Origin of the sequence: Pseudomonas sp. B21-028, assembly GCF_024749045.1 — a bacterium.
Classification (GTDB): Bacteria; Pseudomonadota; Gammaproteobacteria; order Pseudomonadales; family Pseudomonadaceae; genus Aquipseudomonas.
Window position 1 is genome coordinate 3,622,312 of record NZ_CP087184.1, and the last position, 21,935, is coordinate 3,644,246.

Sequence of the window (21,935 nt, forward strand, 5' to 3'; positions counted from 1 at the left end):
AAGGAGCGCTGCCGCGCAACCATGGTTTTCAATCATGAGGATTCTATTTATGTTTCGTCACATGTCACTGCTACTGCCGCTGTTAGCGATCCTGCCGCTGAGCGGTTGTCTTTTTTCCCCCCCTGGCCACGGTCATGGGGACGGATCGGGACATCCTGAGGGGCCTGGTTTCGACCAGCACCGCTAGGACTTTCTCGTTGCGCCGCGGGCGAAGCGTCTGCAGCGCGCCCATCAACGCTACGATTTCTCCTACTTATCAACCTGTAATTTACTGACTTCCTTCGGAAATAAATGTCCGCATCTGCTGGCATTTTTCTTACGCCTGCCAAACATATTTCCGTCGTCAACATCGGAGAACTCTGTCTTTCAAGCCTTATGCCCCCCAACGTACTCTCGAATAAGAGGCGCTTACCTCTCCACTCGAAATAAACGTTGGGAATGCCAAACTTGCGGACCACTTTCTCGCCTGAACGATTGACAGGTTTTTGCCTGGCTATCGCACTCTTCGAATTATTAACGTACATGGCCAGTGACTTGATCATGCCCGCCATGCTCGCCGTCACCGAAGAGCTCGGGGCCACTGCGGATCAGATTCCCTACGCATTCAATCTCTACCTGCTGGGTGGCGTCCTGCTGCCCTGGTTGATCGGGCCATTGTCGGATCGTCATGGACGTCGGCCGTTCATGCTCGCCGGTTGCGCCGGGTTCGTGCTGGCTTGCGCGGCGGCCACCCAGGTCAGCCAGATGCAGGGGTTCAATGGCCTTCGCCTTGTCCAGGGCATGGGCCTGGGCTTCGTGATTGCGGTCAGCTATCCCGCCATACAGGACATGTTCAACGAGTCGGATGCCGTGAAAATCATGGCACTGCTGGGGAACCTGGCCCTCCTGTCGCCCCTGCTGGGCCCCTTGCTGGGAGGGTTGCTTCTGCAATGGCTGTCCTGGCGCGAACTGTTTCTGCTGCTGGCCGGCCTCGGGGCATTGAGCTGGTTGGCTCTCTGGGGATTCATGCCACGCCACTCGAGGCCGGGCAGCCAACAGCCGCCACCTGCTCCTGTCGAACTGCGTGCACTGATCAAGCGCTATGGCGCCTTGCTCGGCCACCCCGGATTCATGGCGGCCAGCGTCGCGCTGGGGCTGATGAGCCTGCCATTGATCGCCTGGATCGGCCTGTCGCCCCTGCTGCTGATACAGGGACAGGGCGTTTCTCCACTGGTGTATGGGCTCTGGCAGATCCCGGTGTTCGCCGCCGTGATCCTCGGCAATCTTCTGCTCAATGCCCTGGTGGAACGGATCGGCGTACGCGGCGTGCTCCGTTGCAGCCTATGGCCTCTGTGCGCCGGCCTGCTCGCCTTGGTCATCTTCAGCCGATTCCCCCTTCCCCTGCCTGCGCTGGTCGGCGGCCTTTCGCTGTATGCCCTCGGCCTCGGCCTGGGTAATGCGGCTCTGTATCGACTGGCGTTGTTTGCCAGCGACGACAGCAAGGGGTTGGTCTCGGCCATGGTCGGGATGATCTCCATCGCCGTGATGACCGCTGCCGGTTCGCTGCTGGCGTTGCTGGGTGCCGGCACCAGCCTGGAATCCTTTGCCTTGATGGCCGGTATCGCCGGGCTCAGTTGTCCTGTTGCGTTGTGCCTGTTCATGTCGCGACCGGTCGCTCCCGTTTGAATTTTTCCGCTCCCGAGGAAAGTTAACCAATGATTCATTTTCCCCACGCCGATGCGCTGTGTGCATTGCCCCAGCCCTATAGCCCCGAATCGATACCCTCCGGGCTGTTCGATCGGGCCATGGCCGAGATCAGCCTGTTCCATAGCCATCACACCCCCGGCTACGAAGACTGGCTCAACGCCAACGGACTCGCCGTCGAGGACCTGGAACACCTGACGGACTGGTCGCGCCTGCCGCCCATCTACGCCAACTACTTCAAACAACGCTTGTTGATCAGTCCTACGGGCGAGGAGGCCCTGGAACTCACTTCATCCGGTACCGGCGGCCAGAAAAGCCGCATGCGTTATGACGAACGCAGCATGACGGCGGCCCAGGGGATGGTGGCGCGCATCTTCGATCATTACGGCTGGTCCACGCCGGACGCGCCCTGCAACTACCTGTTGCTCAGCCATGAACCCGAACCGGACAATCGCCTCGGTACGGCCTATACCGATCAGTTCCTGTGTCGCTTCGCCCCGGTCAACAGCCTGATCTATGCCTTGCGACACACCGGCAACGGTCATGAGTTCGACGTTTTCGGCGTCATCCGCGCCCTGCAGACGTTCGCTGAGCAAGGCCTGCCGGTGAGGATCTTCGGCTTTCCGGCGCTGCTCTGGCACGTACTTGAGCGCATGCGCGAGAGCGGCGTCCCGAATCTGACGCTCGCGCCTGATTCCCTGGTGTTCCTGGGCGGCGGCTGGAAGAAACAGGCTGACCGGGAAATACCCCGCCACCAAGTCTATGAGCGCATCACCCGGCAACTGGGCATCGAAGCCCATCGCTGCCGCGACGGCTACGGTGCAGTCGAGCACGCCGTGCCCTACATCGAATGTGCTGAGCACCGGTTTCATGTACCGGTCTATTCGAAAGTCTTCATCCGTCACCCCTCGAACTTCGACGTGCAGCCGCTCGGCGAGGCCGGATTGCTGTCATTCGTTTCGCCCTATATCTCTTCCAGCCCCGCCCATGCCGTGGTGATGAGCGACCTGGCGACCCTGCACCCCGCCGACTGTGAATGCGGTTCGAGCACCCAATGGTTCGAACTGCATGGTCGCGCCGGCACCAGCGCCAGCCGAAGCTGCGCCATGGCCGCCGCGGAACTGATCAAGGAGCAATGATATGTACCTCATCAACGGCCAGCTGCACGCGAGCCTGACACTCGACCAGGCCCTCGAACGCCTGCAAGCGCAACTGCCCGCCCTCCTGGCGTCGTCGCCCCCCAGCGACAGCGTGCTCGACTGCGCCGAGGCGTTCGCCCAAGGACTGCGCGCGGGACGGGAAGCGTTCCTCGACGAGGACCAACGCCAGGCGCTGATCGCATTCTGCGGGCGCGAGCAATTGAGCTTGAAACTCGCGCGGGAGCTGGGAGCGGATCCTCGCTCGCTGCGGCGCATCGACTACAGCGACGGCCCCTTTGAAAGCTGGCAGCCCTTGGGCTTGGTGGTGCACGTCACGCCGAGCAATGCGCCCTTGCTGGCGTTCTGCGCGGCCCTGGAAAGCCTGCTGGCCGGCAATATCAACTGGATACGCCCGAGCACACAGGATGGCGCATTGACAGCGCGCCTGTTGGCGGCTTTTCTGGCATGCGACAGCAGTGGCCGGCTCTGCGATTATCTGGCGGTGTTGCCGGTTCCCCACCATGACAGCCAGCGCCTTTTCGCCCTGGCACAAGGTGTCAGCGCCTGGGGTGGCGAGACGGCACTCAAGGCCCTGCGCGAGCAGGTCCCGAGCGGGTGTCGCTGGATCGACTGGGGGCATCGCGTCAGCTTCGCCTACCTCTCGCCTCACGCGGCCACCCCCCAGGCAATGGATGACCTGGTGGATGAAATCTGCCGCCTCAACCAGCAAGCCTGCTCCAGCCCGCAATGGCTGCTGGTCGACACTGACGAACCCGTCGTGATGGAGCAAGTGGGTAGCGCCCTGGCCGCCGCATTCGAGCGAAGGGCCGGACGCTGGCCCGCCCTGGCGCTCACCACTGCCGAAGCCTGTGAAATCACCACCCGAACGGCACTCACCCGGCTGGACCACAGCTTCGCGGGACATGCAGGCCAGGTCTGGACCGGTGAGGGTTGGCGCATCCTCTGGGAACATCATCGCGACCTGTCGCCGTCGCCACTGTTTCGCACCCTGCTGTTGCGGCCCGTCCCCCAAGCACGGTTGACCGAGACACTGTTGCCCTGGCGGAACGTCTTGCAGAGCTGCGCACTCATCTGTGAACCGGAACAGGCGCCAGGGCTGACACGTCGCCTGATAGCCGCCGGCGTCTCCCGCCTCTCGACAACCCGTGAGATTCAGCAGGGCTATGACGGCGAGCCCCATGACGGCGTCTATGCACTGCAACGCTTGAGCAGGCGGGTGTCGGTCGGCCTTGAACCCCACGTCGCGAGTCATCGTGTCACCCTGGACGCCTCTCCGGCGCCGATATCGATGACTCCTTCAACACCGATAATGGGCAAGGCCGATTTCATGGCCCTCCCCATCGCAGCCCAGGCACAACTGTTCTTCCGTTCCGGTGGCAGCAGTGGCGCCCCCGTGCTGTCGTGCTACAGCTATCGCGATTTCGACCGCCACATGCGTGCCGCCGCCGACGGACTGCGTGCAGCCGGCCTGGACCCCGCACACGACCGGGTGATGAACCTGTTCTACGGGGGCAACCTCTACGGCGGTTTTTTCAGTTTCTCGAAAATACTCGAACAGATGAACGTCGTGCATTACCCCATGGGCGCGCCGACAGACAAGGCGTTCGACGAAATCGCCCGGATGATCGTCGCCCATGGCATCAATACGTTGATCGGCATGCCGAGCACACTGCACCGTCTGTTTTCCAGCCAGAGGAGCCTCCTTCAGGACTACGGCGGTGTGTGCAAAATCCTTTTGGGCGGCGAGCACCTGGGACAAGCCACTCGACAGTTGTTCCAGGCTTGCGGCGTCACGCGCATTCGCTCGGCCCTGTACGGCAGCGTGGACGCAGGCCCTCTCGGCCATGCCTGCGCCGCCAGCGAGGATGGCGTGTTCCATCTGATGGACGACATTCAATACCTGGAAGTCATCGACCTGGATCAGGATACGCCGGTCGCGCCGGGGGAAACCGGGCGCTTGCTGTTCACTTCCCGACAGCGCCAGGCGCAACCTCTGCAGCGCTACGACGTCGGCGATTGCGGACGCTGGCTGCCGGGCCCCTGCCCTTGTGGCCTGGAATCACCCAGGTTCGAGCTGCGCCAGCGCCACGGCCGCGTGCTGCGCGTTGCCACGGAATCCATCAATAGCCAGGAGCTGGCCGAACTGGCCCAGGTGGCCATTCAAATCGTCCTCGATCACCACAGCAGCGGCTGCGAGCGCATGCTGATCCGCGCCGATGGCGACGCCGAAACGGTACGGCGCAGGGTCCTGGCACTGCAACCGCTGTGCGCATCCGTCGATGCCGCACTGCTGGTACTGGAAGTCCAACCCTGTACGCCCGAATGTTTCGAACATAACAGACACAGCGGCAAAGTCCCGCTGGTGATTGATGACAGAAGCCCTGGCTTATAGCCCTTCGCCTGCGCCTTAACCAGCGAACTTCATAGCCCGAGAGTCCCTGATGAGCACTTCCTTTCCATTCGAACAATGGCTCGCCCACGTGCGCCTGCATTCAAAGTATTACCAGAAACACTGGAAGCATTTACCCGCGCAAGGCTGTGCGTTCGAGGACCTGCCGATTGTCGACGCCAACGATTACTGGAGCGGCAGCCATGACCTGGACACCTGGGATGTACTGACCGGTCCCGTCACGGACGCACTGATCTATAAAACCGGTGGCACGACCAGCCAGGGAAAGCTGTCGGTGTACACCCATGAGGAATGGCAGCGAATGCTCGATGGCTTCGCAGGCGGCCTGTCCACCCAGCTTGATACAGGCGATCGAATTGCCAATCTGTTCTTCTCGGGGGACCTGTATGCGAGTTTCCTGTTCATCCACGGTGCCCTTTGCCAGGTTGACCTGCCGATTACCGAGTTCCCCTTCACCGGGTCGATCGATCCGGATGTGTTGGCCGATGCCGTCACTGCACACCGCATCAATGTGCTGGCGGGTGTACCGGCCCATCTGCTGGCCATTGCCAGTCATCTGGACCGGCAGGGCCGAACGCTGTCCGGTATCACCACCGTGCTGTTCGGTGGGGAGCACCTGTTCGAGCGTCAACTTCCAATGTTGAGACAAGTCTTCCCCCAGGCACGCTTCGCGTCCATCGGTTATGCCAGCGTGGACGCCGGACTGGTCGGGGCCAGCACCCCTGATTGCTTGCCCGGCGAGCACCGCGTATTCGACGAACAGACGCGGCTGGAGATCATCGATGAAGTGAGCGGCGAGGTTATCGAAGCCTGTGACCGCCCAGGCAACCTGGTGGTGACCAACTTCACCCGGACCCTGATGCCGATGGTGCGTTATCCCGTGGGGGACCGGGCCTGTTGGCGAGAGCCTGTCGGCACTCCACGACGCAAGTTCGAACTGGCGGGACGTAGCGCGCAGAGCCAGCGGGTACGGGTCGGCGTGGTTTCGCTGTTTCCGCAGCGGATCAGCGAGATCATTCGGGACATTGGCGGCGAACTCCAATGGCAACTGATCATCGAGCCCGTCGAAAACAATGACCGTGTGGTGCTCAAATGGGTACCCGATCATCCGTCGAGCCTCTGCGGGTCATTGTCCCAGGCGCTGGAACTCGCTTTGATCCAGCAGCATCCGGGCATCGATCAACTCGTTCTGCATGTCCAAGCCTGCCAGGCGCAGGATCTGGAGCGCCACCCACGCTCCGGCAAACACTTGCAGGTCGTCGATCGCCGGGGCTATGGCCCGATGGCAGCGAGGCACGTCAGATGAGTGCCCTGGTCATCAGGCCGTTCAGGCCCGCCGACGCCATTGGAATCAGCGAACTGTTCCGCCGGGTATACGGGGATCACTATGTTTCGCCAGACGTCTACGTGCCCCACATGATTTGCCAGCACCACCAGCATCGACACTGGTTTTCCATGGTCGCCGTGCTGGAGGAGCGGGTGGTTGGCCACGCCGCGTTGTGCCGACCTGCGGCGAACCGGGAGGATGCCGAGCTGGCGCTGATGGCAGTGGACCCGGCGCTGCAAGGCAGTCAGATTGCTACCCGCCTGGGCCGGCAGCTACTGGATCGCTGCAAGGATCTCGGCCTCGTCAGGCTGTCCATCAAACAGGTCACCAGCCACCTCTATAGCCAACGACTGGCACAACGACTCGGTTTCCATGACATGGGACTGATGCCCGACCATGTGCCCTCGCCATTCTCCGCGACCCAAACCGAGGCCCAAACCGAGACCATAGTGGTCGGCTGTCAGGTGATGGGCGACCATCGCCGGCCGTTGCCCGACGTGCAATGGCCTGCCCCGTGCCAATGGCTGATGGCGCCCCTGGCTGCACAATTCGGCACCACCTTCGACGACGCACCTGCCCCGATGCAGCCGCTGCAGATCAGCTCATTACCCGGGCGCATCGACGTCATCGCCGGACACATGAGCCGGCACCTGGCCAGACAACTGCAACGCTTGCCGGCCCACTGGTCGATCGCGGTACGACTCGGACTGCGCCGCCAATTTCCCGAGGACTACCGACGGTTGATGACTGCCGGATTCATTTTTACCGGCATGGTGCCCGCCGAAGGCGAGCTGAACTGGCAGGCGCTGTTTCACCGTGGCGCGCTGGCTCGCCACCTGGACTTGCATGCGGAGCCGATGCAACGACTGCACGATGAGTTGCAGTTCCATACGCGGAACTGGAGAGGCAGGCAGTCCAGTTCGGCAGCGTGACAGGGGCAACGTTGGCGACGAACGGTCCCCTCTGTCAAGCATGGAACATTCAAGCGCAATGGCGAGGAGCCGATACAGACATGTCTACCGTCCCAAAAGATGCCTTCGAGCAAGGAACTGTCCAATGCCCTCATTCCGCACCATTCAGGCTCGCTACACGCTGTTCCTGATCTTATTCATCCTGGTGTTGTCCTTCCTGACCGTCGTGGGCATCAGCTATCTGGTCGCGCCCAAGCTGCGCCAGACCGAAGAACAAGTCGCGCTCAATCGCATCGGCGAAGTCGCGGAGCAGATCCAGGGCGAGCTGAACAAAGTGCAGGCCCAGCAACGCAGCATTACCCAGACCATTCCGTTGCTCGACAGCGATGCCATCGACAAGGTACTCCCCGGCCTGGTGGATCAATATGGCGAACCGAAAGTCTTCGGTGGCGGGATCTGGCCGCTGCCCAACCAGCGAGCCGAAGGACGAAACAAATTCAGCACGTTCTGGCATCGCGACGGCTCCGGCAAACTGGTAGTCAACACGTTCTGGAACAGCGACGCCGCGCCGAACTATTACGAGCAGCCCTGGCACAAGGGCGGCATGGCCACCCCGCCCGGCAAATGCGCCTGGGCCGCCGCCTATAAAGATGACGCCAGCGCCGAACCGCGCACCAACTGTGCCATGGCCATCCAGAAAAACGGTGTGCCTTACGGCGTCTCCACCATCGACGTGACCCTGGGCTTCTTCAATGACCTGGTGGCGCGCAAGGAAGCCGACCTGAACGCCGAAATGCTGATTGTCGAAGGCGACGGCAAGATCATCAGCAACAGCTCGCGCATCAGCGGTCCGATCGTCCTCAAGAACATCAGCGAACTGGCGGCCACTTTGCCGTTTGCCGCTCAGGTCAAGGCGGGCCTGGCTCAGCGCGACCAGCCGTTGCAGCGGGTCGAATTCGACAACAAGGGCGAAGCCAGCACGTTCTTCATGCGCCCCATCGAAGGCACGCCCTGGTTCCTCGCCACCGCCTTGCCAACCCGCCTGATCACCGCTCAGCGCGATGATGTACTGAATACGCTCAGCCTGCTGCAGATCCCGATGGTCATCCTGCTGGTGCTGATGCAGTTGTACGCAATCCGCCAACTGACCGGCCGCATGAAGGTACTCAAGGGCAACATCGATGCGCTGTCCACCGGCGATGCCGACCTGACCCGACGCATCACCGTCCGCGCCGAGGACGAACTGGGAGCGATTGGTCATTCGGTCAACCGCTTCATCGTCTACCTGCAAGACATGATCAGTGAGGTTACCCAGGCCACCGGCGCCATGGCGTCGAGCCTGGACAACCTGCAGCGGACCTCGGCCCATACCAGCGAGATCCTGATGCGCCACGCCTCGGAAACCGACCAGACCGTGACCGCCATTACCCAGATGAGCTCGACGGCCGAGAGCGTGGCCCAGAACGCCGCCGAAACGGCTGCGTTCACCCAACGCGCCAACGAACACGCCGATCGCTCTCGTGTCGTGGTGGGCGAAGCCTCCAACAGCGTGGTGGCGTTGATCGATGAAGTCGCCGGCGCCACCCGCAAGGTCGAGAGCATGCAGCAGGACGCGCAACGCATCACCGAGATTCTCGGCGTGATCGGTGCCATTGCCGGACAGACCAACCTGCTGGCACTCAACGCCGCCATCGAAGCCGCCCGGGCCGGCGAACAAGGCCGCGGGTTTGCAGTAGTGGCCGACGAGGTCCGTGCCCTCGCCGCCCGCACCCAGGCCAGCACCTCGGAAATCAACGAAATGCTGACCCGCCTGACCCAAGGCGTGAGCTCGTCGGTTTTGGCGATGGAAAATACCCAGGCCAGTTGCCAGTCGGCTGCCGACGCGACCTCCCGGGTCAACAGCGGCCTGGATGAAATGGCCGGCTCCGTCGGCCAGATCAACAGCCTGAGCACCCAGATCGCCACTGCCGCCGAACAACAGAGCGCCGTGACCGAAGAAATCAACCGCAGCATGGTGCAGATCCGCCATATGGTGGAGGAACTGGTAGAAGGCGGACTGGCCAGCGAAAACAACACCCGACAACTGCTGGAAGCCAACAGTCGGGTGAATGCGATCATGGGACGGTTCAAGCTTCGCTGAGAACGGTTGCTCCCATGCAGCCCTGAAGGGCTCATGGGAGCACTCCCCTGTGGGAGCGAGCCTGCTCGCGATGGCGGTGGATCAGCTTGCATTGATGTCGAATGTTAAACCGCTATCGCGAGCAGGCTCGCTCCCACACTGGATCTTCAGTGGGCGAGCTGGCGAGCGGTGGCGACTATTCATTCCATCCACCTGACAATTCTGTCATCCGCCCCTCAGCACCCCGTCAGCTCGCAACCGCTACTCTGTTATCCTCCCGCCAACCTGCTCCACACGAGACCGCTTCCATGGCCAATCCCCTGCACCTGCTCGCCCTGAGCGCCCTGTTCGTCACCACCCTGGCCCAGGCGGCCACACCGACCACCATCGATGTGCACCGCGATGCCAACTGCGGCTGCTGCAAGAAATGGATTGCTCATCTGCAAGAGAACGGCTTCAAGGTCAACGACCATGTCGAAACCGATATGAGTTCAGTCAAGCAACGCCTGGGCGTGGCGCCCAACATGCGTTCCTGCCATACCGCCGAGATCAACGGCAAATTCGTCGAGGGCCACGTCCCTGCCGATCAGGTACGGGCGTTGAGCCAACGGGACGACTTGCTCGGCGTGGCCGCACCCGGCATGCCCATGGGGTCGCCCGGCATGGAAATGGACGGCATGAGCGACGCCTACCAGGTGATCGGCCTGAAGAAAGACGGAACGCAGACCGTGGTGGCGGATTACCCGGCCCACTGACGGAGATCGCCGCGCCGCGTCAGTTGCATTTTTCCTGGGTCGGTTGAACATTCCGGCCTGTCGATTGCCTGTGGTTAATGTCGCCATAACCGGGCCGCTCCAGGATCGGCCGGCTGCCACAAGGAGATCGACCATGCCGCGCCCCACCCTTCGCTGGTTATCCAGCCTGTTCCTTTCCGCCGCCCTGCCGCTGGCCGCCCATGCCGAAAGCCTTGTGCAAGGGCCGGCCTACGGGCCGGAACTCCAGGGTTTCGAGTACCCCTATACCCTCAAGCACTTCACCTTCCAGTCCCAGGGCAAGTCCCTGCAGATGGGCTACATGGACGTACCGGCCCAGCGCAAGGTCAATGGCCGTAGCGTCGTGCTGATGCACGGCAAGAACTTCTGCGCCGCCACCTGGGGCGACTCGATCAAGACCCTCAGCGAGGCTGGTTACCGGGTGATTGCGGCGGACCAGATCGGCTTCTGCACGTCCAGCAAACCGGACCACTACCAGTACAGCTTCCAGCAACTGGCTAGCAACACCCAGGCGCTGCTCAAGGCCCTTGGCATACAGAAAGCAGTCATCCTGGGACACTCCACCGGCGGTATGCTCGCCACCCGTTATGCCTTGCAGTTTCCCGATCAGGTAGAGCGCCTGGCCATGGTCAACCCTATCGGCCTGGAGGATTGGAAGGCCCTTGGCGTGCCCTACCGCACCGTGGACCAATGGTACGCACGGGAGCTGAAGCTCAACGCCGACGGTATTCGCAATTACGAGCGCACGACCTACTACGGCGGCCGCTGGAAACCGGAGTTCGAGCGCTGGGTGGACATGCTCGCCGGCTTGAACAAGGGGCCCGGACACACCCAGGTCGCCTGGAACTCGGCGCTGATCTACGACATGATCTTCACCCAGCCGGTCTACTACGAATTCAAGGACCTGAAGATGCCGACCCTGCTGCTGATCGGTACCGCCGATACCACGGCCATCGGCAGCGACATCGCCCCACCGGCGGTAAAAGCCAGGCTCGGCCGCTACGAGGTACTGGGCAAGCAGGCCGCCCAGCTCATCCCGCGCTCGACCCTGGTGGAGTTCCCTCATCTGGGGCACGCTCCGCAGATGGAAGAGCCGGACCGCTTCCATGAAGCGTTGCTGAACTGGCTGAACAAACCCATTCCCTGACGAGGTGTTCCATGGCGGTGCAAATAGCGGTCATCGACGATTGGCAAGACGTGGCACGGGACGTGGTGGACTGGTCGGCCCTGGACAGCATCGGCCAGGTCACGTTCCTGCGTGACTACCCTGCCGACCGCGACACCCTCGCCGAACGTCTGGCACCCTTCGAGGTGATTTGCGTGATGCGCGAACGCACGGCATTCGACGCAGGCCTGCTGCGTCGCCTGCCGAATCTCAAGCTGGTACTCACCGGCGGCATGCGCAATGCCGCCCTCGACCTCAAGGCCGCTGCCGAGCTGGGCATCCAGGTGTGCGGCACCGAAAGCTACAAGCACGCGGCCCCCGAACTGACCTGGGCGCTGGTGATGGCCCTGAGCCGCAATCTTGTCCAGGAAGCCAATGCCCTGCGTGCGGGCCTGTGGCAGCAGGGCCTCGGTGGCGACTTGCACGGCAAGACCCTCGCCATCCTCGGCCTGGGCAGCATCGGCAAGCGAGTGGCACAGTTCGGCCAGGTGTTCGGCATGCGGGTGATCGCCTGGAGCCAGAACCTCACCGCCGAGCAGGCCGCCGAGGTGGGCGTGACCTACGTGAGCAAACAGCAGTTGTTCGAGCAGGCAGACATTCTCTCGATCCATCTGGTGCTGGGTGAACGTACCCGAGGCCTGGTGGACGCCCAGGCGCTGGCGTGGATGAAACCCGAGGCGCTGCTGGTCAACACCGCACGGGGGCCAATCGTCGATGAAAACGCGCTGATCGATGCCCTGCGCCACAAACGCCTGGCCGGCGCCGCCCTGGATGTATTCGCCCAGGAACCCCTGCCTGTCGATCACCCGTTCCGAACGCTGGACAACGTACTGGCCACGCCGCACGTGGGTTATGTCAGCCGGCAGAACTACAGGCAGTTCTATGGGCAGATGATCGAAGACCTGCAAGCCTGGGCGGCCGGCGCACCGATCCGCTTGCTGACCTCGACCGGCTGACAGATCGTTATCACGAGCAGGCTCGCTCCCACATGGGCTCTCCTGTGATAGCAAGATCCGAAGCCACTGCAGATCTCCTGTGGGAGCGAGCCTGCTCGCGATAGCGGTGGATCAGTCGATGAAGATCTTGACTGTGCTGACGCTATCGCGAGCAGGCTCGCTCCCACAAAAAACAGAATTTCCTTCATCGGAAGAGCTATCAAAACGCCTCTATTTCGCGCGCACTCCAATGGTGCATCCCGTCACCCGGTCGCGCACGTCGATGAAACCACTCCTCCCCCTTACCGCATTTTTATTTCAGATAAGTGCACTTCGTCGGCGCGTATCTCCCGCCGTCATGTAAGACATTGCCGACAAAAAACGTGATTGTCCGACAAATCGACGAAGCGCACCGCACCGCTCTAGGTTCTGTCCTAGACTGCCGATCCCGGAGGAAAACCGACCGGTCATTTCGACGAAAAAAAGTCGAAACTTTTCGCAACGGCGACGGGTCAGGTTAGAGGTAGGGCAACAGCGGCTGGTGCAGTCCTTGCACAGTCCCATTACCTGATTCGCTTAGCCGCATTGGGCAGCGCTTCGCTCTCCTTGCGTAGCGCTTGTGCGCCTGGCCGCAGGATTCGGCCAATGAAACAACAGCTCTGGCGCGTGCCGGAAACAGATCGAGATACAGGAGATACTTATGATCAGTGCTGCCTTGGAACCCCAGCAAGTCCGTTCACAACTACCGCCGGCGGCTGAATCGCCGACGGCACCGGTGCTGTCCACCGGAGGCAAGGCACTGCTCCCCGTCGTCCGCCAGAACCCCAACCGCAAGAAAGTTTTATTCGTCACTTCGGAAATCGCCGACCTGGTGAAGACCGGGGGGCTGGGCGACGTCTCGTCCGCACTGCCCCGGGCGATGGCCGGCCTGCATGATGTCCGGGTGCTGATCCCCGGTTATCCGCAGGTGATGAACAGCGGTAATCCGATCCACATCGTTGGTGAACTCGGCGGCCATGCGGCCCTGCCACCCTGCAAGATCGGACGCATGGACATGGCCGACGGCCTGGTGATCTACGTGCTGATCTGCCCCGAACTCTTTGCCCGCGAAGGCTCGCCCTACGGCGCCAACAATGGCCGCGACTGGCCGGATAACCACATCCGCTTCGCACGCCTGGGCCTGGCCGCTGCGGACATCGCCGCCAACCTGGCACAGATCCACTGGTGCCCCGACCTGGTCCATGCCCATGACTGGCCGGCCGGGCTGGCACCCGCCTACATGCACTGGCGCGGACAACGCACACCGACCCTGTTCACCATCCATAACCTGGCGTACCAGGGCGTCGTGAGCCTGGCCTCCTGCCCTGAGCTGGGCATTCCCGAGCACGCGCTGCAGCAGGAAGGCATGGAGTTCTACGGCAAGCTGTCGTTTCTCAAGGCGGGCATGGCCTATTCCAGCCATATCACCACGGTCAGCGCCACCTATGCCCAGGAAATCACCACCCCGGCGTTCGGCTGCGGGCTCGACGGTTTCCTCGCGGCCAAGACCCAACAAGGCTTGCTCAGCGGGATCCCCAACGGCATCGACGAAAGCTGGGATTCGGCCACCGACACGCACCTGTTCCGCAAATTCGCCATTGGCGACTGGGAGGGCAAGGCGGTGAACGCCGCCCACGTGCGTGAACTGTTCGGCCTCGATGAATCCAAGGGCCCGTTGTTCGCCGTGGTATCGCGCCTGGTGTACCAGAAAGGCCTGGACCTGACCGAAGCCGTGGCCGAATTCATCGTCGAGTCCGGCGGCCAGATCGCCATCATCGGCCGTGGCGAACCGGAAGAAGAACAGGCCATGCGCGAGCTGGCGCTGCGTTTCCCCGGTCGGATCGGCGTGCGCATCGGCTTCAACGAGACCGACGCACGGCGGATGTTCGCCGGCAGCGACTTCCTGCTGATGCCATCGCGCTATGAACCCTGCGGCCTGAGCCAGATGTACGCCCAGCGCTTCGGCTCGCTGCCGGTGGCGCGCAATACCGGCGGCCTGGCGGACACCATCGAAGACGGCATTACCGGCTTTCTGTTCGCCGAGTCCACCGTGGACAGCTACAAGCAGGCACTGAGCCGGGCCTTCAAGGTCTTCGCCTTCCCCGAACTGCTCAACGCCATGCGCTGCCGGGCGATGTCGGCGCCTTTCAACTGGTGCCAGGCGGTCGAACCCTACGCCGAACTCTACGAACAACTGGTGGCGAAATCCCTGGGTAAATCGGCCAGACAATGAGGTGATCGATGCCGTCAAGGACGCCTGACACCTGGACCCACGGCGCGACCATGCTTGATGCCGAGCACACGCGTTTCGCCCTGTGGGCCCCGGATGCGTTTTACGTCAGTGTCGAATTCGACACTGGCGAATCAATACCACTGCTGCCCCAAGCCAACGGCTGGTTCATGATCCAGACCCGTTGCCCTGCTGGTACTCGCTACCGCTACAACATCGACGGAGAATTGGAGGTACCCGACCCCGCCTCCCGTGCCCAGGCCGGAGACATCGACCGCCCCAGCGTGGTGGTCGATCCCCACGCTTATCAATGGCGCCACACCCAATGGTCCGGCCGCCCCTGGTACGAAGCGGTGATCTATGAATTGCACGTCGGCACCCTCGGTGGCTTCGAGGGGGTCGAGCAGCAACTGGCACGCCTGGCCGGGCTGGGTGTCACCGCCATCGAACTGATGCCCCTGGCGCAGTTCCCCGGTGATCGCAACTGGGGTTATGACGGCGTCCTGCCCTATGCGCCCCAGGCGTCCTACGGCACGCCGGAACAGCTCAAGCACCTGATCGACAGCGCCCACGGTCATGGCCTGGCGGTGATCCTGGATGTGGTCTACAACCACTTCGGCCCCGATGGCAATTACCTGCATCGCTACGCCAAGGGTTTCTTTCGCGAAGACAAGCACACGCCCTGGGGCGCGGCCATCGATTTCCGTCGCCGCGAAGTGCGGGACTTCTTCATCGACAATGCGCTCATGTGGTTGCTGGAATACCGCTTCGACGGCTTGCGCCTGGATGCCGTGCACGCGATTGAAGACCCGGACTTTCTCCAGGAGCTGGCCGCCAGGGTGCGTCAACAGGTCGACCCGGCGCGGCATGTCTGGCTGACCGTGGAAAACGAACACAACCAGGCCAGCCTGCTCGAGCAGGGTTACGACGCCCAGTGGAACGACGACGGCCATAACGCCCTGCACGTGTTGCTCACCGGGGAAACCGACGCCTATTACGCCGACTATGCCGAACAGCCCACGGAAAAACTGGCACGCTGCCTCAGCCAGGGCTTCGTGTTCCAGGGCCATCTCAACCGCCACGGCGAGCCCCGGGGCGAACCCAGCGGTCATTTGCCCGCCAACGCCTTCGTGCTGTTTCTGCAGAATCATGACCAGATCGGCAACCGGGCCCTGGGCGAACGCCTGCACCAATTGGCCCCGCCCCAAGCCCTGCAGGCGGCGACAGTGCTTCTTCTACTGAGTCCGATGATTCCGTTGCTGTTCATGGGTGACGAAGTGCTCGCCGAACAGCCGTTCCTGTTTTTCACCAGCCACCACGGTGAGCTGGCGGAGCTGGTGCGTGAGGGTCGGCGCAACGAGTTCAAGGCCTTCAGCGCCTTTGCCGATCCCGAGAAACGCGAACGCATTCCCGATCCCAACGCAGCCGCCACGTTCGATGCTTCACGGCCGAATCTGGAGTCCCGTAGGCCGGAGCAGCAAGCCAGCGAGGCGCTGTACCGTCAGTTGCTGAAAATCCGTCGCGAAGAGATCGTCCCGCGCCTGCCCGCGATCCAGGCATTGGGGGCCGACGTGCTGGGCCACGGCGCGATCAGTGCACGCTGGCGGATGGAGGATGGCAGCGTGCTGCGCATCGACCTGAACCTCAGCGAGCAGCCGGTTGAACACAGCGCCCCGGAGGAGGCGCGCATTCTTTTCGAACATCCGCAGCAAGCCATGGGTCTGTTGGAACAGGGTGCTCTTGCGCCCTACAGCGCGCTGGTCACTCTGACGCAAGCGGCAACGTTGCCCAACATTATTGGAGAGCGCCCATGAGCGATGCGCAACTGGAAATCCTCGCCGGCCGCGCGGGCCTGGCGGTGGACTGGATCGACGCCAATGGCCGGGCCCAGAAAGTCTCGCCGGCGGTATTGCGCTCGGTCCTGACGGGCCTGGGCCATCCGGCCGGCAGTGCCCAGGAAATCGACGCCAGTCTTTTGCAATTGCAGGAAGATCAGCAGAACCATCGTCTACCCCCCTTGATCACCGCCGACGTCGGCGCCAGCGTCGACCTGAGCCGCTATTTCGAAGGCTCGATGCCCTGCGAAATCCAGCTCGAAGACGGCGCGACGCTGAACCTGAAGCTCGACGCCGACGCGAAGCTGCCGGGGATGGTCCCGGTGGGCTACCAGCAGGTCCGCATCCAGGACCAGCATTTCACCCTGGCCGTCGCGCCCGCCCGCTGCTACAGCGTGGCCGAGGCCGTCGACGACCCGACGCCCCGGGCCTGGGGCTTGAGCGCACAGCTGTATGCGCTGCGCCGCCCTGGCGACGGCGGCTTCGGCGACACCCAGGCGCTGGAAGAACTGGCACGGGTGGCCGGCGAGCGCGGTGCCGAAGCCCTGGCTATCAGCCCGATACACGCGATGTTCAGCAGCGACACCGGGCGCTATAGCCCCTACTCGCCATCGAGCCGCCTGTTCCTCAACAGCCTGTATGCCGCGCCAGGCACGATCCTGGGTGAACGCGCCTTGCGCACGGCGATCGACGCCACGGGCCTGGTCAATCAACTGCGCCATCTCGAAGAACAGCCCCTGGTTGACTGGCCGGTGGCGGCCGAGGCCAAGCAGAAAATCCTCCGTGCCCTGTACGACGGCTTCAGCCAGGGCGAGCATCCGCTACATGAAGACTTCAGCAGTTTCCGCCACACCAGCGGCGAAGCCCTGGAAAACCACTGCCGTTTCGAGGCCCTGCAAGCGGATCGCGCCGCTCGCGGCGAAAGCCTCGATTGGCGCCAATGGCCCGAAGAGTGGCGCAACCCGCGCAGTGCGGCGCTGGCGCGTTTCGCCGAGGAAAACGCCGACGAAATCGGTTACTACGCCTTTTGCCAATGGCTGATTGCACGATGCCTGGAGCGGGCCCAGAGCGCCGCCAGATCCAGCGGCATGGGCATCGGCCTGATCGCCGACCTGGCGGTGGGTGCCGACGGCGCCGGCAGCCAGGCCTGGAGCCGCCAGGATGAGTTGCTGGCCGCGCTGACCGTGGGCGCGCCACCGGACATCCTCAATCGTTCCGGCCAGGGCTGGGGCATCTCGGCGTTTTCACCGGAAGGCCTGGTGCGCAACGGCTTTCGCGCCTTCATTGAAATGTTGCGGGCCAACTTTGCCCATGCCGGCGGCTTGCGCATCGATCACGTCATGGGCCTGCAACGACTGTGGGTGATCCCCAACGACGCGCCGCCCTCCGAAGGCGCCTACCTGTATTATCCGGTGGACGACTTACTGCGCCTGCTGGCCCTCGAATCCCATCGTCATCAAGCCATCGTGCTCGGCGAAGACCTCGGCACCGTGCCCGATGGGCTGCGGGAGAAGCTCAGCGCCCGCTCGATCCTGGGCATGCGGGTGCTGTTGTTCGAACAAGACAACACCCGCTTCAAGCCCATTCTCGATTGGCCGGACAACGCCCTGGCGACCACCAGCACCCATGACCTGCCGACCCTCAACGGCTGGTGGCATGGTCATGACATCGACTGGAACGCCCGGCTGGACCTGATCGACTCCCACACCGAAATGGATTGGCGTCGTCACCGCGAACGTGAGCGCGAGGGCCTGCGCGACGTGTTGAACCAGGACCCGCAGAACTTTCGCGAAGAACATCGCGAGACCGATCAGGTACTGGACGCCAGCGTGCGCTTTCTTGGCCATACCCGTGCGCCGCTGGTGCTGCTGCCGCTCGAAGACGCCCTGGGCATCGACGAGCAGGCCAACCTGCCCGGCACCACCGACACTCATCCCAATTGGCGCAGGCGCCTGCCCGGCGAGAGCCAGGCGCTGCTGGATGGCCCGGACGCCGCCCGGCGTCTGGAAATACTCGCCTGCGCGAGGCTTCAGGCGAACGAGCGTGACCAATGAAACAGACGTCGACCCAACCGCTGCGGGCAACCCTGCGCCTGCAGTTCCATAAAGGCTTCACCCTGGACGATGCGGTACCGCTGGTGCCGTACTTCGCCTCGCTGGGCATCAGTCACGTGTATGCCTCGCCCCTGCTCAAGGCCCGCGCCGGCTCGATGCACGGCTACGACGTGGTCGACCCGACCCTGGTCAACCCCGAACTGGGGGGCGAAGCCGCGCTCAAGCGCCTGGTGGCAACTTTGCGCGAGCATCGGATGGGCCTGATCCTCGACATCGTGTCCAATCACATGGCCGTCGGTGGTAACGACAACCCCTGGTGGCTTGACCTGCTGGAGTGGGGGCGCCTGAGCCCCTATGGCCAGTTCTTCGATATCCAGTGGCACTCTCCCGATCCGCTGATGGAAGGCCAGCTGCTGCTGCCATTCCTGGGCAGCGACTACGGCGTGGCATTGCAGGAAGGAACGCTGAAGCTGCGCTTCGATCCTGCCCTGGGCCGCTTCTATGTCGAGCACTACGAGCATCACTTTCCCATCTGTCCGATGCAGTACGGCGAACTGCTCAGGCCCGCCGACACCTTGCCGGCCGAACAGGCCGATTCCCTCAAGGCCCTGGCGGAGCGTTTCACCACGCTGAACTACCAGACCGACGCCCATAGCCTCGCCCGCCCGCTCCAGCAGGAATTGAGCGAACTGGCTACGCAGGCGCAAATCCTGAGCGCCATCGAAGACAACCTGCGCGGTTACGATTCCGAGCAGCCCGAGGGTTTCCAGCGCCTGCATGAATTGCTGGAACGCCAGAGCTACCGCCTCGCCAGTTGGCGCACGGCGGCGGACGACATCAACTGGCGGCGGTTTTTCGATGTCAACGAACTGGGTGGCCTGCGGGTCGAACGCCCGGCGGTGTTTGAAGCCACTCACGCAAAGATTTTCGAGCTGATCCGCGACGGACTGGTAGACGGGCTGCGGATCGACCACATCGATGGCCTGGCCGACCCTCGCGGTTACTGTCGCAAATTGCGCAGGCGCGTCGATGCGCTGTCCCCGTCACGACACTTGCCGATCTTCGTCGAGAAAATCCTCGGCGATGGCGAGACGTTGCGCCGGGATTGGAACATCGATGGCAGCACCGGCTACGAATTCATGAACCAGGTTTCGCTGCTGCAGCATGATCCAAGCGGTGCCGCCCTCCTCGCCGAATTCTGGAACCGCCATAGCGAACGGCCGGCGCACTTCATCGAAGAAGCCCGCCTGGCCCGCCAGCAGATTCTCAATGGTTCCCTGGCTGGGGACTTCGAGAGCGTCGCCCAGGCCCTGCTCCAAGTCGCCCGGGATGACGTGATGACCCGCGACCTGACCCTCGGCGCGATTCGCCGGGCGTTGCAGGAGCTCATCGTGCACTTCCCGGTGTACCGCACCTACATCAGCCCCTTGGGCCGTGGCGCCGAGGACGAGGTTTTTTTCCGCCAGGCCCTGGAAGGCGCCAGGCAGACCCTCGGCGAAGCCGACTGGCCAGTGCTCGACTGCCTGGCCGACTGGCTCGGCGGGATGCCATGGCGACAACGCCCGCGAGGGAGCCAGCGCAAGCGGCTGCGCCATGCCTGTGTGCGCTTCCAGCAGTTGACCTCGCCCGCTGCCGCCAAGGCCGTGGAGGACACGGCCCTGTATCGTTCGGCGGTCCTGCTGTCGCGCAATGACGTGGGCTACAACACCGAACGCTTCAGCGCACCGCTGCAGCAATTCCATGACGCTTGCCTGGAACGGCAGGCGCATTTTCCCGACAACCTGATCACGACTGCCACCCACGACCACAAGCGTGGTGAAGACACCCGGGCACGGCTGGCCGTGCTCAGCGAACGCGCCGACTGGTACACCGCGTGCGTCGAGCAATGGCGGATTCTGTCGCCGTCGCTGCACAGCGACCCGGCCGCGCCCTCGGCCGGCGATGAGCTGATCATGTACCAGGCGCTGCTCGGAAGCTGGCCGCTGGACCTCGATCTCAATGATCACCAGGCACTCTCGAACTACAACGAACGCCTGTGGCAGTGGCAGCGCAAGGCGTTGCGTGAAGCCAAGTTGCAAAGCAGTTGGGCGGCCGTCAACGACGCCTATGAACAGGCGACCCAAATGTTCCTCGAACGATTGTTGCTCTGCGATGAAGGATTGCCGCTGCGCAGCGCCCTCGCCGAGGCTGTCCAGTCCATCGCTCCGGCGGGCGCCCTCAACAGCCTGGCGCAGACCTTGTTGCGCATGACCGTACCCGGCGTGCCGGATTTGTACCAGGGTGCCGAGTTCTGGGATTTCAGCCTGGTGGACCCGGATAACCGTCGCCCGGTGGACTTCGACGCGCGCCGTCAGGCGATCCAGGCCGACAGCCCTCCTGCCGAGCTGATACGCGACTGGCGCGATGGTCGGGTCAAGCAGGCCCTGATCGCCAGGACGCTGGCCTTGCGGGCCGAATACCCGCAGCTGTTCCGCCAGGGCAGCTACCAGCCCTTACCAGTGACCGGCGAACACGCGGACCGGGTCCTGGCCTTCATGCGTGAGCACGAGCAACAGCGGGCCATCGTCGTGGTACCGATCCACGCCGCCCGCCTGCTGGGCAACGGTACCGAACCCTGGGTGACCGCTTCGAACTGGGGCGATACCCGCGTTTCGTTACCGTTCGCCGTGGAGGATGGAAAACTGAAGGGACTTTTTACACGTGCAGCAGTCACACCCCAAGGGGAGTTGATGGTCAGCACCGCGCTGGGGGATTTCCCGGTCAACGTCTTTATCCCGTCTTGAGTCATGTCAGGAGCATTGCGATGAGTACCGACGATAAACGCATTCGTGAATTCGCCTATCAGATCTGGGAATCCGAAGGTAAGCCTGCCGGGCAGGAAGAGCGTCATTGGGAGATGGCGCGCAAACTGGCCGAAGCCGAAGCGCTGGCGCCGAGCAAGCCAGCCAAGGCCGCCGGCAAACCAGCCGCCAGCAAGGCCGATGGCATCAAGCCTGTGGCGGCCAAGAGCACCCCGGCCAAGGCGCCGCCAAAAAGCGCTGCGCCCAAGGCCAAGCCAGCGGCTAAACCCGCTGCGGCGGCGCCAGCGGCTGGCAAGCCGGCTGACAAAAAACCACGAGCGGCACGCAAGCCACCGGCGGTTTGATCCTCGGGATCAAGCAGACCGCATTTATGGCGAGGGGATTCAGCGAGACGTCGCACCGCCCCACTGGGCTGCGTAGCAGCCCCAAGAAAACAGGGCCGCTGCGCGCCCCAGCGGGGCGGTGCGACGTTTCGCTAAATCCCCTCGCCACA

General features: G+C 63.0%; 14 protein-coding genes. All 14 read left to right on the top strand.

The window, feature by feature from the left end; all coding sequences use genetic code 11:
• The first annotated feature begins 438 nt into the window (after positions 1–438).
• Positions 439–1,665, top strand: coding sequence for an MFS transporter (locus LOY35_RS15720; protein ID WP_258624601.1), 1,227 nt, complete (start codon positions 439–441; stop codon positions 1,663–1,665).
• Between the two features lie 29 nt (positions 1,666–1,694).
• The gene (locus LOY35_RS15725; protein WP_258624604.1) at positions 1,695–2,822 is read left to right on the top strand and encodes an acyl-protein synthase; all 1,128 of its coding nucleotides are present in this window, start codon (positions 1,695–1,697) and stop codon (positions 2,820–2,822) included.
• 1 nt (position 2,823) lies between these two features.
• Entirely contained in the window at positions 2,824–5,235 is a 2,412-nt protein-coding gene (locus LOY35_RS15730; protein ID WP_258624607.1) for an acyl-CoA reductase, read from the top strand.
• A 49-nt stretch (positions 5,236–5,284) separates the two neighbouring features.
• Positions 5,285–6,559: a phenylacetate--CoA ligase family protein gene (locus tag LOY35_RS15735; protein ID WP_258624612.1), complete on the top strand. Its 1,275-nt coding sequence runs from the start codon at positions 5,285–5,287 to the stop codon at positions 6,557–6,559.
• A complete protein-coding gene (locus tag LOY35_RS15740) occupies positions 6,556–7,512 on the top strand; it encodes a GNAT family N-acetyltransferase (RefSeq protein ID WP_258624615.1) in 957 nt (318 codons plus the stop codon). Before LOY35_RS15735 ends, LOY35_RS15740 begins: the two co-directional genes overlap by 4 nt.
• A 124-nt stretch (positions 7,513–7,636) precedes the next feature.
• Positions 7,637–9,631, top strand: a complete 1,995-nt coding sequence (locus LOY35_RS15745) for a methyl-accepting chemotaxis protein (RefSeq protein ID WP_258624618.1) — start codon at positions 7,637–7,639, stop codon at positions 9,629–9,631.
• A 287-nt stretch (positions 9,632–9,918) separates the two neighbouring features.
• Positions 9,919–10,365, top strand: coding sequence for a DUF411 domain-containing protein (locus tag LOY35_RS15750; protein ID WP_144921701.1), 447 nt, complete (start codon positions 9,919–9,921; stop codon positions 10,363–10,365).
• A gap of 133 nt (positions 10,366–10,498) precedes the next feature.
• Positions 10,499–11,530: an alpha/beta fold hydrolase gene (locus LOY35_RS15755; RefSeq protein ID WP_258624621.1), complete on the top strand. Its 1,032-nt coding sequence runs from the start codon at positions 10,499–10,501 to the stop codon at positions 11,528–11,530.
• Positions 11,531–11,541: 11 nt separating this feature from the next.
• Entirely contained in the window at positions 11,542–12,504 is a 963-nt protein-coding gene (locus tag LOY35_RS15760; protein ID WP_258624624.1) for a D-2-hydroxyacid dehydrogenase family protein, read from the top strand.
• A 679-nt stretch (positions 12,505–13,183) separates the two neighbouring features.
• Complete coding sequence (glgA, locus tag LOY35_RS15765; protein ID WP_258624626.1) at positions 13,184–14,755, top strand: glycogen synthase GlgA; 1,572 nt, start codon at positions 13,184–13,186, stop codon at positions 14,753–14,755.
• Positions 14,756–14,763: 8 nt separating this feature from the next.
• Entirely contained in the window at positions 14,764–16,566 is a 1,803-nt protein-coding gene (gene treZ, locus LOY35_RS15770) for a malto-oligosyltrehalose trehalohydrolase (RefSeq protein WP_258624628.1), read from the top strand.
• Complete coding sequence (gene malQ / locus LOY35_RS15775) at positions 16,563–18,641, top strand: 4-alpha-glucanotransferase (RefSeq protein WP_258624629.1); 2,079 nt, start codon at positions 16,563–16,565, stop codon at positions 18,639–18,641. The genes treZ and malQ overlap by 4 nt, the downstream gene beginning before the upstream one ends.
• Positions 18,638–21,424: a malto-oligosyltrehalose synthase gene (locus tag LOY35_RS15780; protein ID WP_258624631.1), complete on the top strand. Its 2,787-nt coding sequence runs from the start codon at positions 18,638–18,640 to the stop codon at positions 21,422–21,424. The genes malQ and LOY35_RS15780 overlap by 4 nt, the downstream gene beginning before the upstream one ends.
• Positions 21,425–21,444: 20 nt before the next feature.
• A complete protein-coding gene (locus tag LOY35_RS15785) occupies positions 21,445–21,786 on the top strand; it encodes a DUF2934 domain-containing protein (RefSeq protein WP_258624632.1) in 342 nt (113 codons plus the stop codon).
• The last annotated feature ends 149 nt before the right edge of the window (positions 21,787–21,935 follow it).

Coding starts and splice junctions, on each gene's coding strand:
- LOY35_RS15780 (WP_258624631.1), top strand. CDS start 18,638: ATGAAACAGACGTCGACCCAACCGCTGCGGGCAACCCTGCGCCTGCAG.
- LOY35_RS15745 (WP_258624618.1), top strand. CDS start 7,637: ATGCCCTCATTCCGCACCATTCAGGCTCGCTACACGCTGTTCCTGATC.
- LOY35_RS15735 (WP_258624612.1), top strand. CDS start 5,285: ATGAGCACTTCCTTTCCATTCGAACAATGGCTCGCCCACGTGCGCCTG.
- LOY35_RS15755 (WP_258624621.1), top strand. CDS start 10,499: ATGCCGCGCCCCACCCTTCGCTGGTTATCCAGCCTGTTCCTTTCCGCC.
- treZ (WP_258624628.1), top strand. CDS start 14,764: ATGCCGTCAAGGACGCCTGACACCTGGACCCACGGCGCGACCATGCTT.
- LOY35_RS15730 (WP_258624607.1), top strand. CDS start 2,824: ATGTACCTCATCAACGGCCAGCTGCACGCGAGCCTGACACTCGACCAG.
- glgA (WP_258624626.1), top strand. CDS start 13,184: ATGATCAGTGCTGCCTTGGAACCCCAGCAAGTCCGTTCACAACTACCG.
- LOY35_RS15760 (WP_258624624.1), top strand. CDS start 11,542: ATGGCGGTGCAAATAGCGGTCATCGACGATTGGCAAGACGTGGCACGG.
- malQ (WP_258624629.1), top strand. CDS start 16,563: ATGAGCGATGCGCAACTGGAAATCCTCGCCGGCCGCGCGGGCCTGGCG.
- LOY35_RS15750 (WP_144921701.1), top strand. CDS start 9,919: ATGGCCAATCCCCTGCACCTGCTCGCCCTGAGCGCCCTGTTCGTCACC.
- LOY35_RS15785 (WP_258624632.1), top strand. CDS start 21,445: ATGAGTACCGACGATAAACGCATTCGTGAATTCGCCTATCAGATCTGG.
- LOY35_RS15725 (WP_258624604.1), top strand. CDS start 1,695: ATGATTCATTTTCCCCACGCCGATGCGCTGTGTGCATTGCCCCAGCCC.
- LOY35_RS15720 (WP_258624601.1), top strand. CDS start 439: ATGCCAAACTTGCGGACCACTTTCTCGCCTGAACGATTGACAGGTTTT.
- LOY35_RS15740 (WP_258624615.1), top strand. CDS start 6,556: ATGAGTGCCCTGGTCATCAGGCCGTTCAGGCCCGCCGACGCCATTGGA.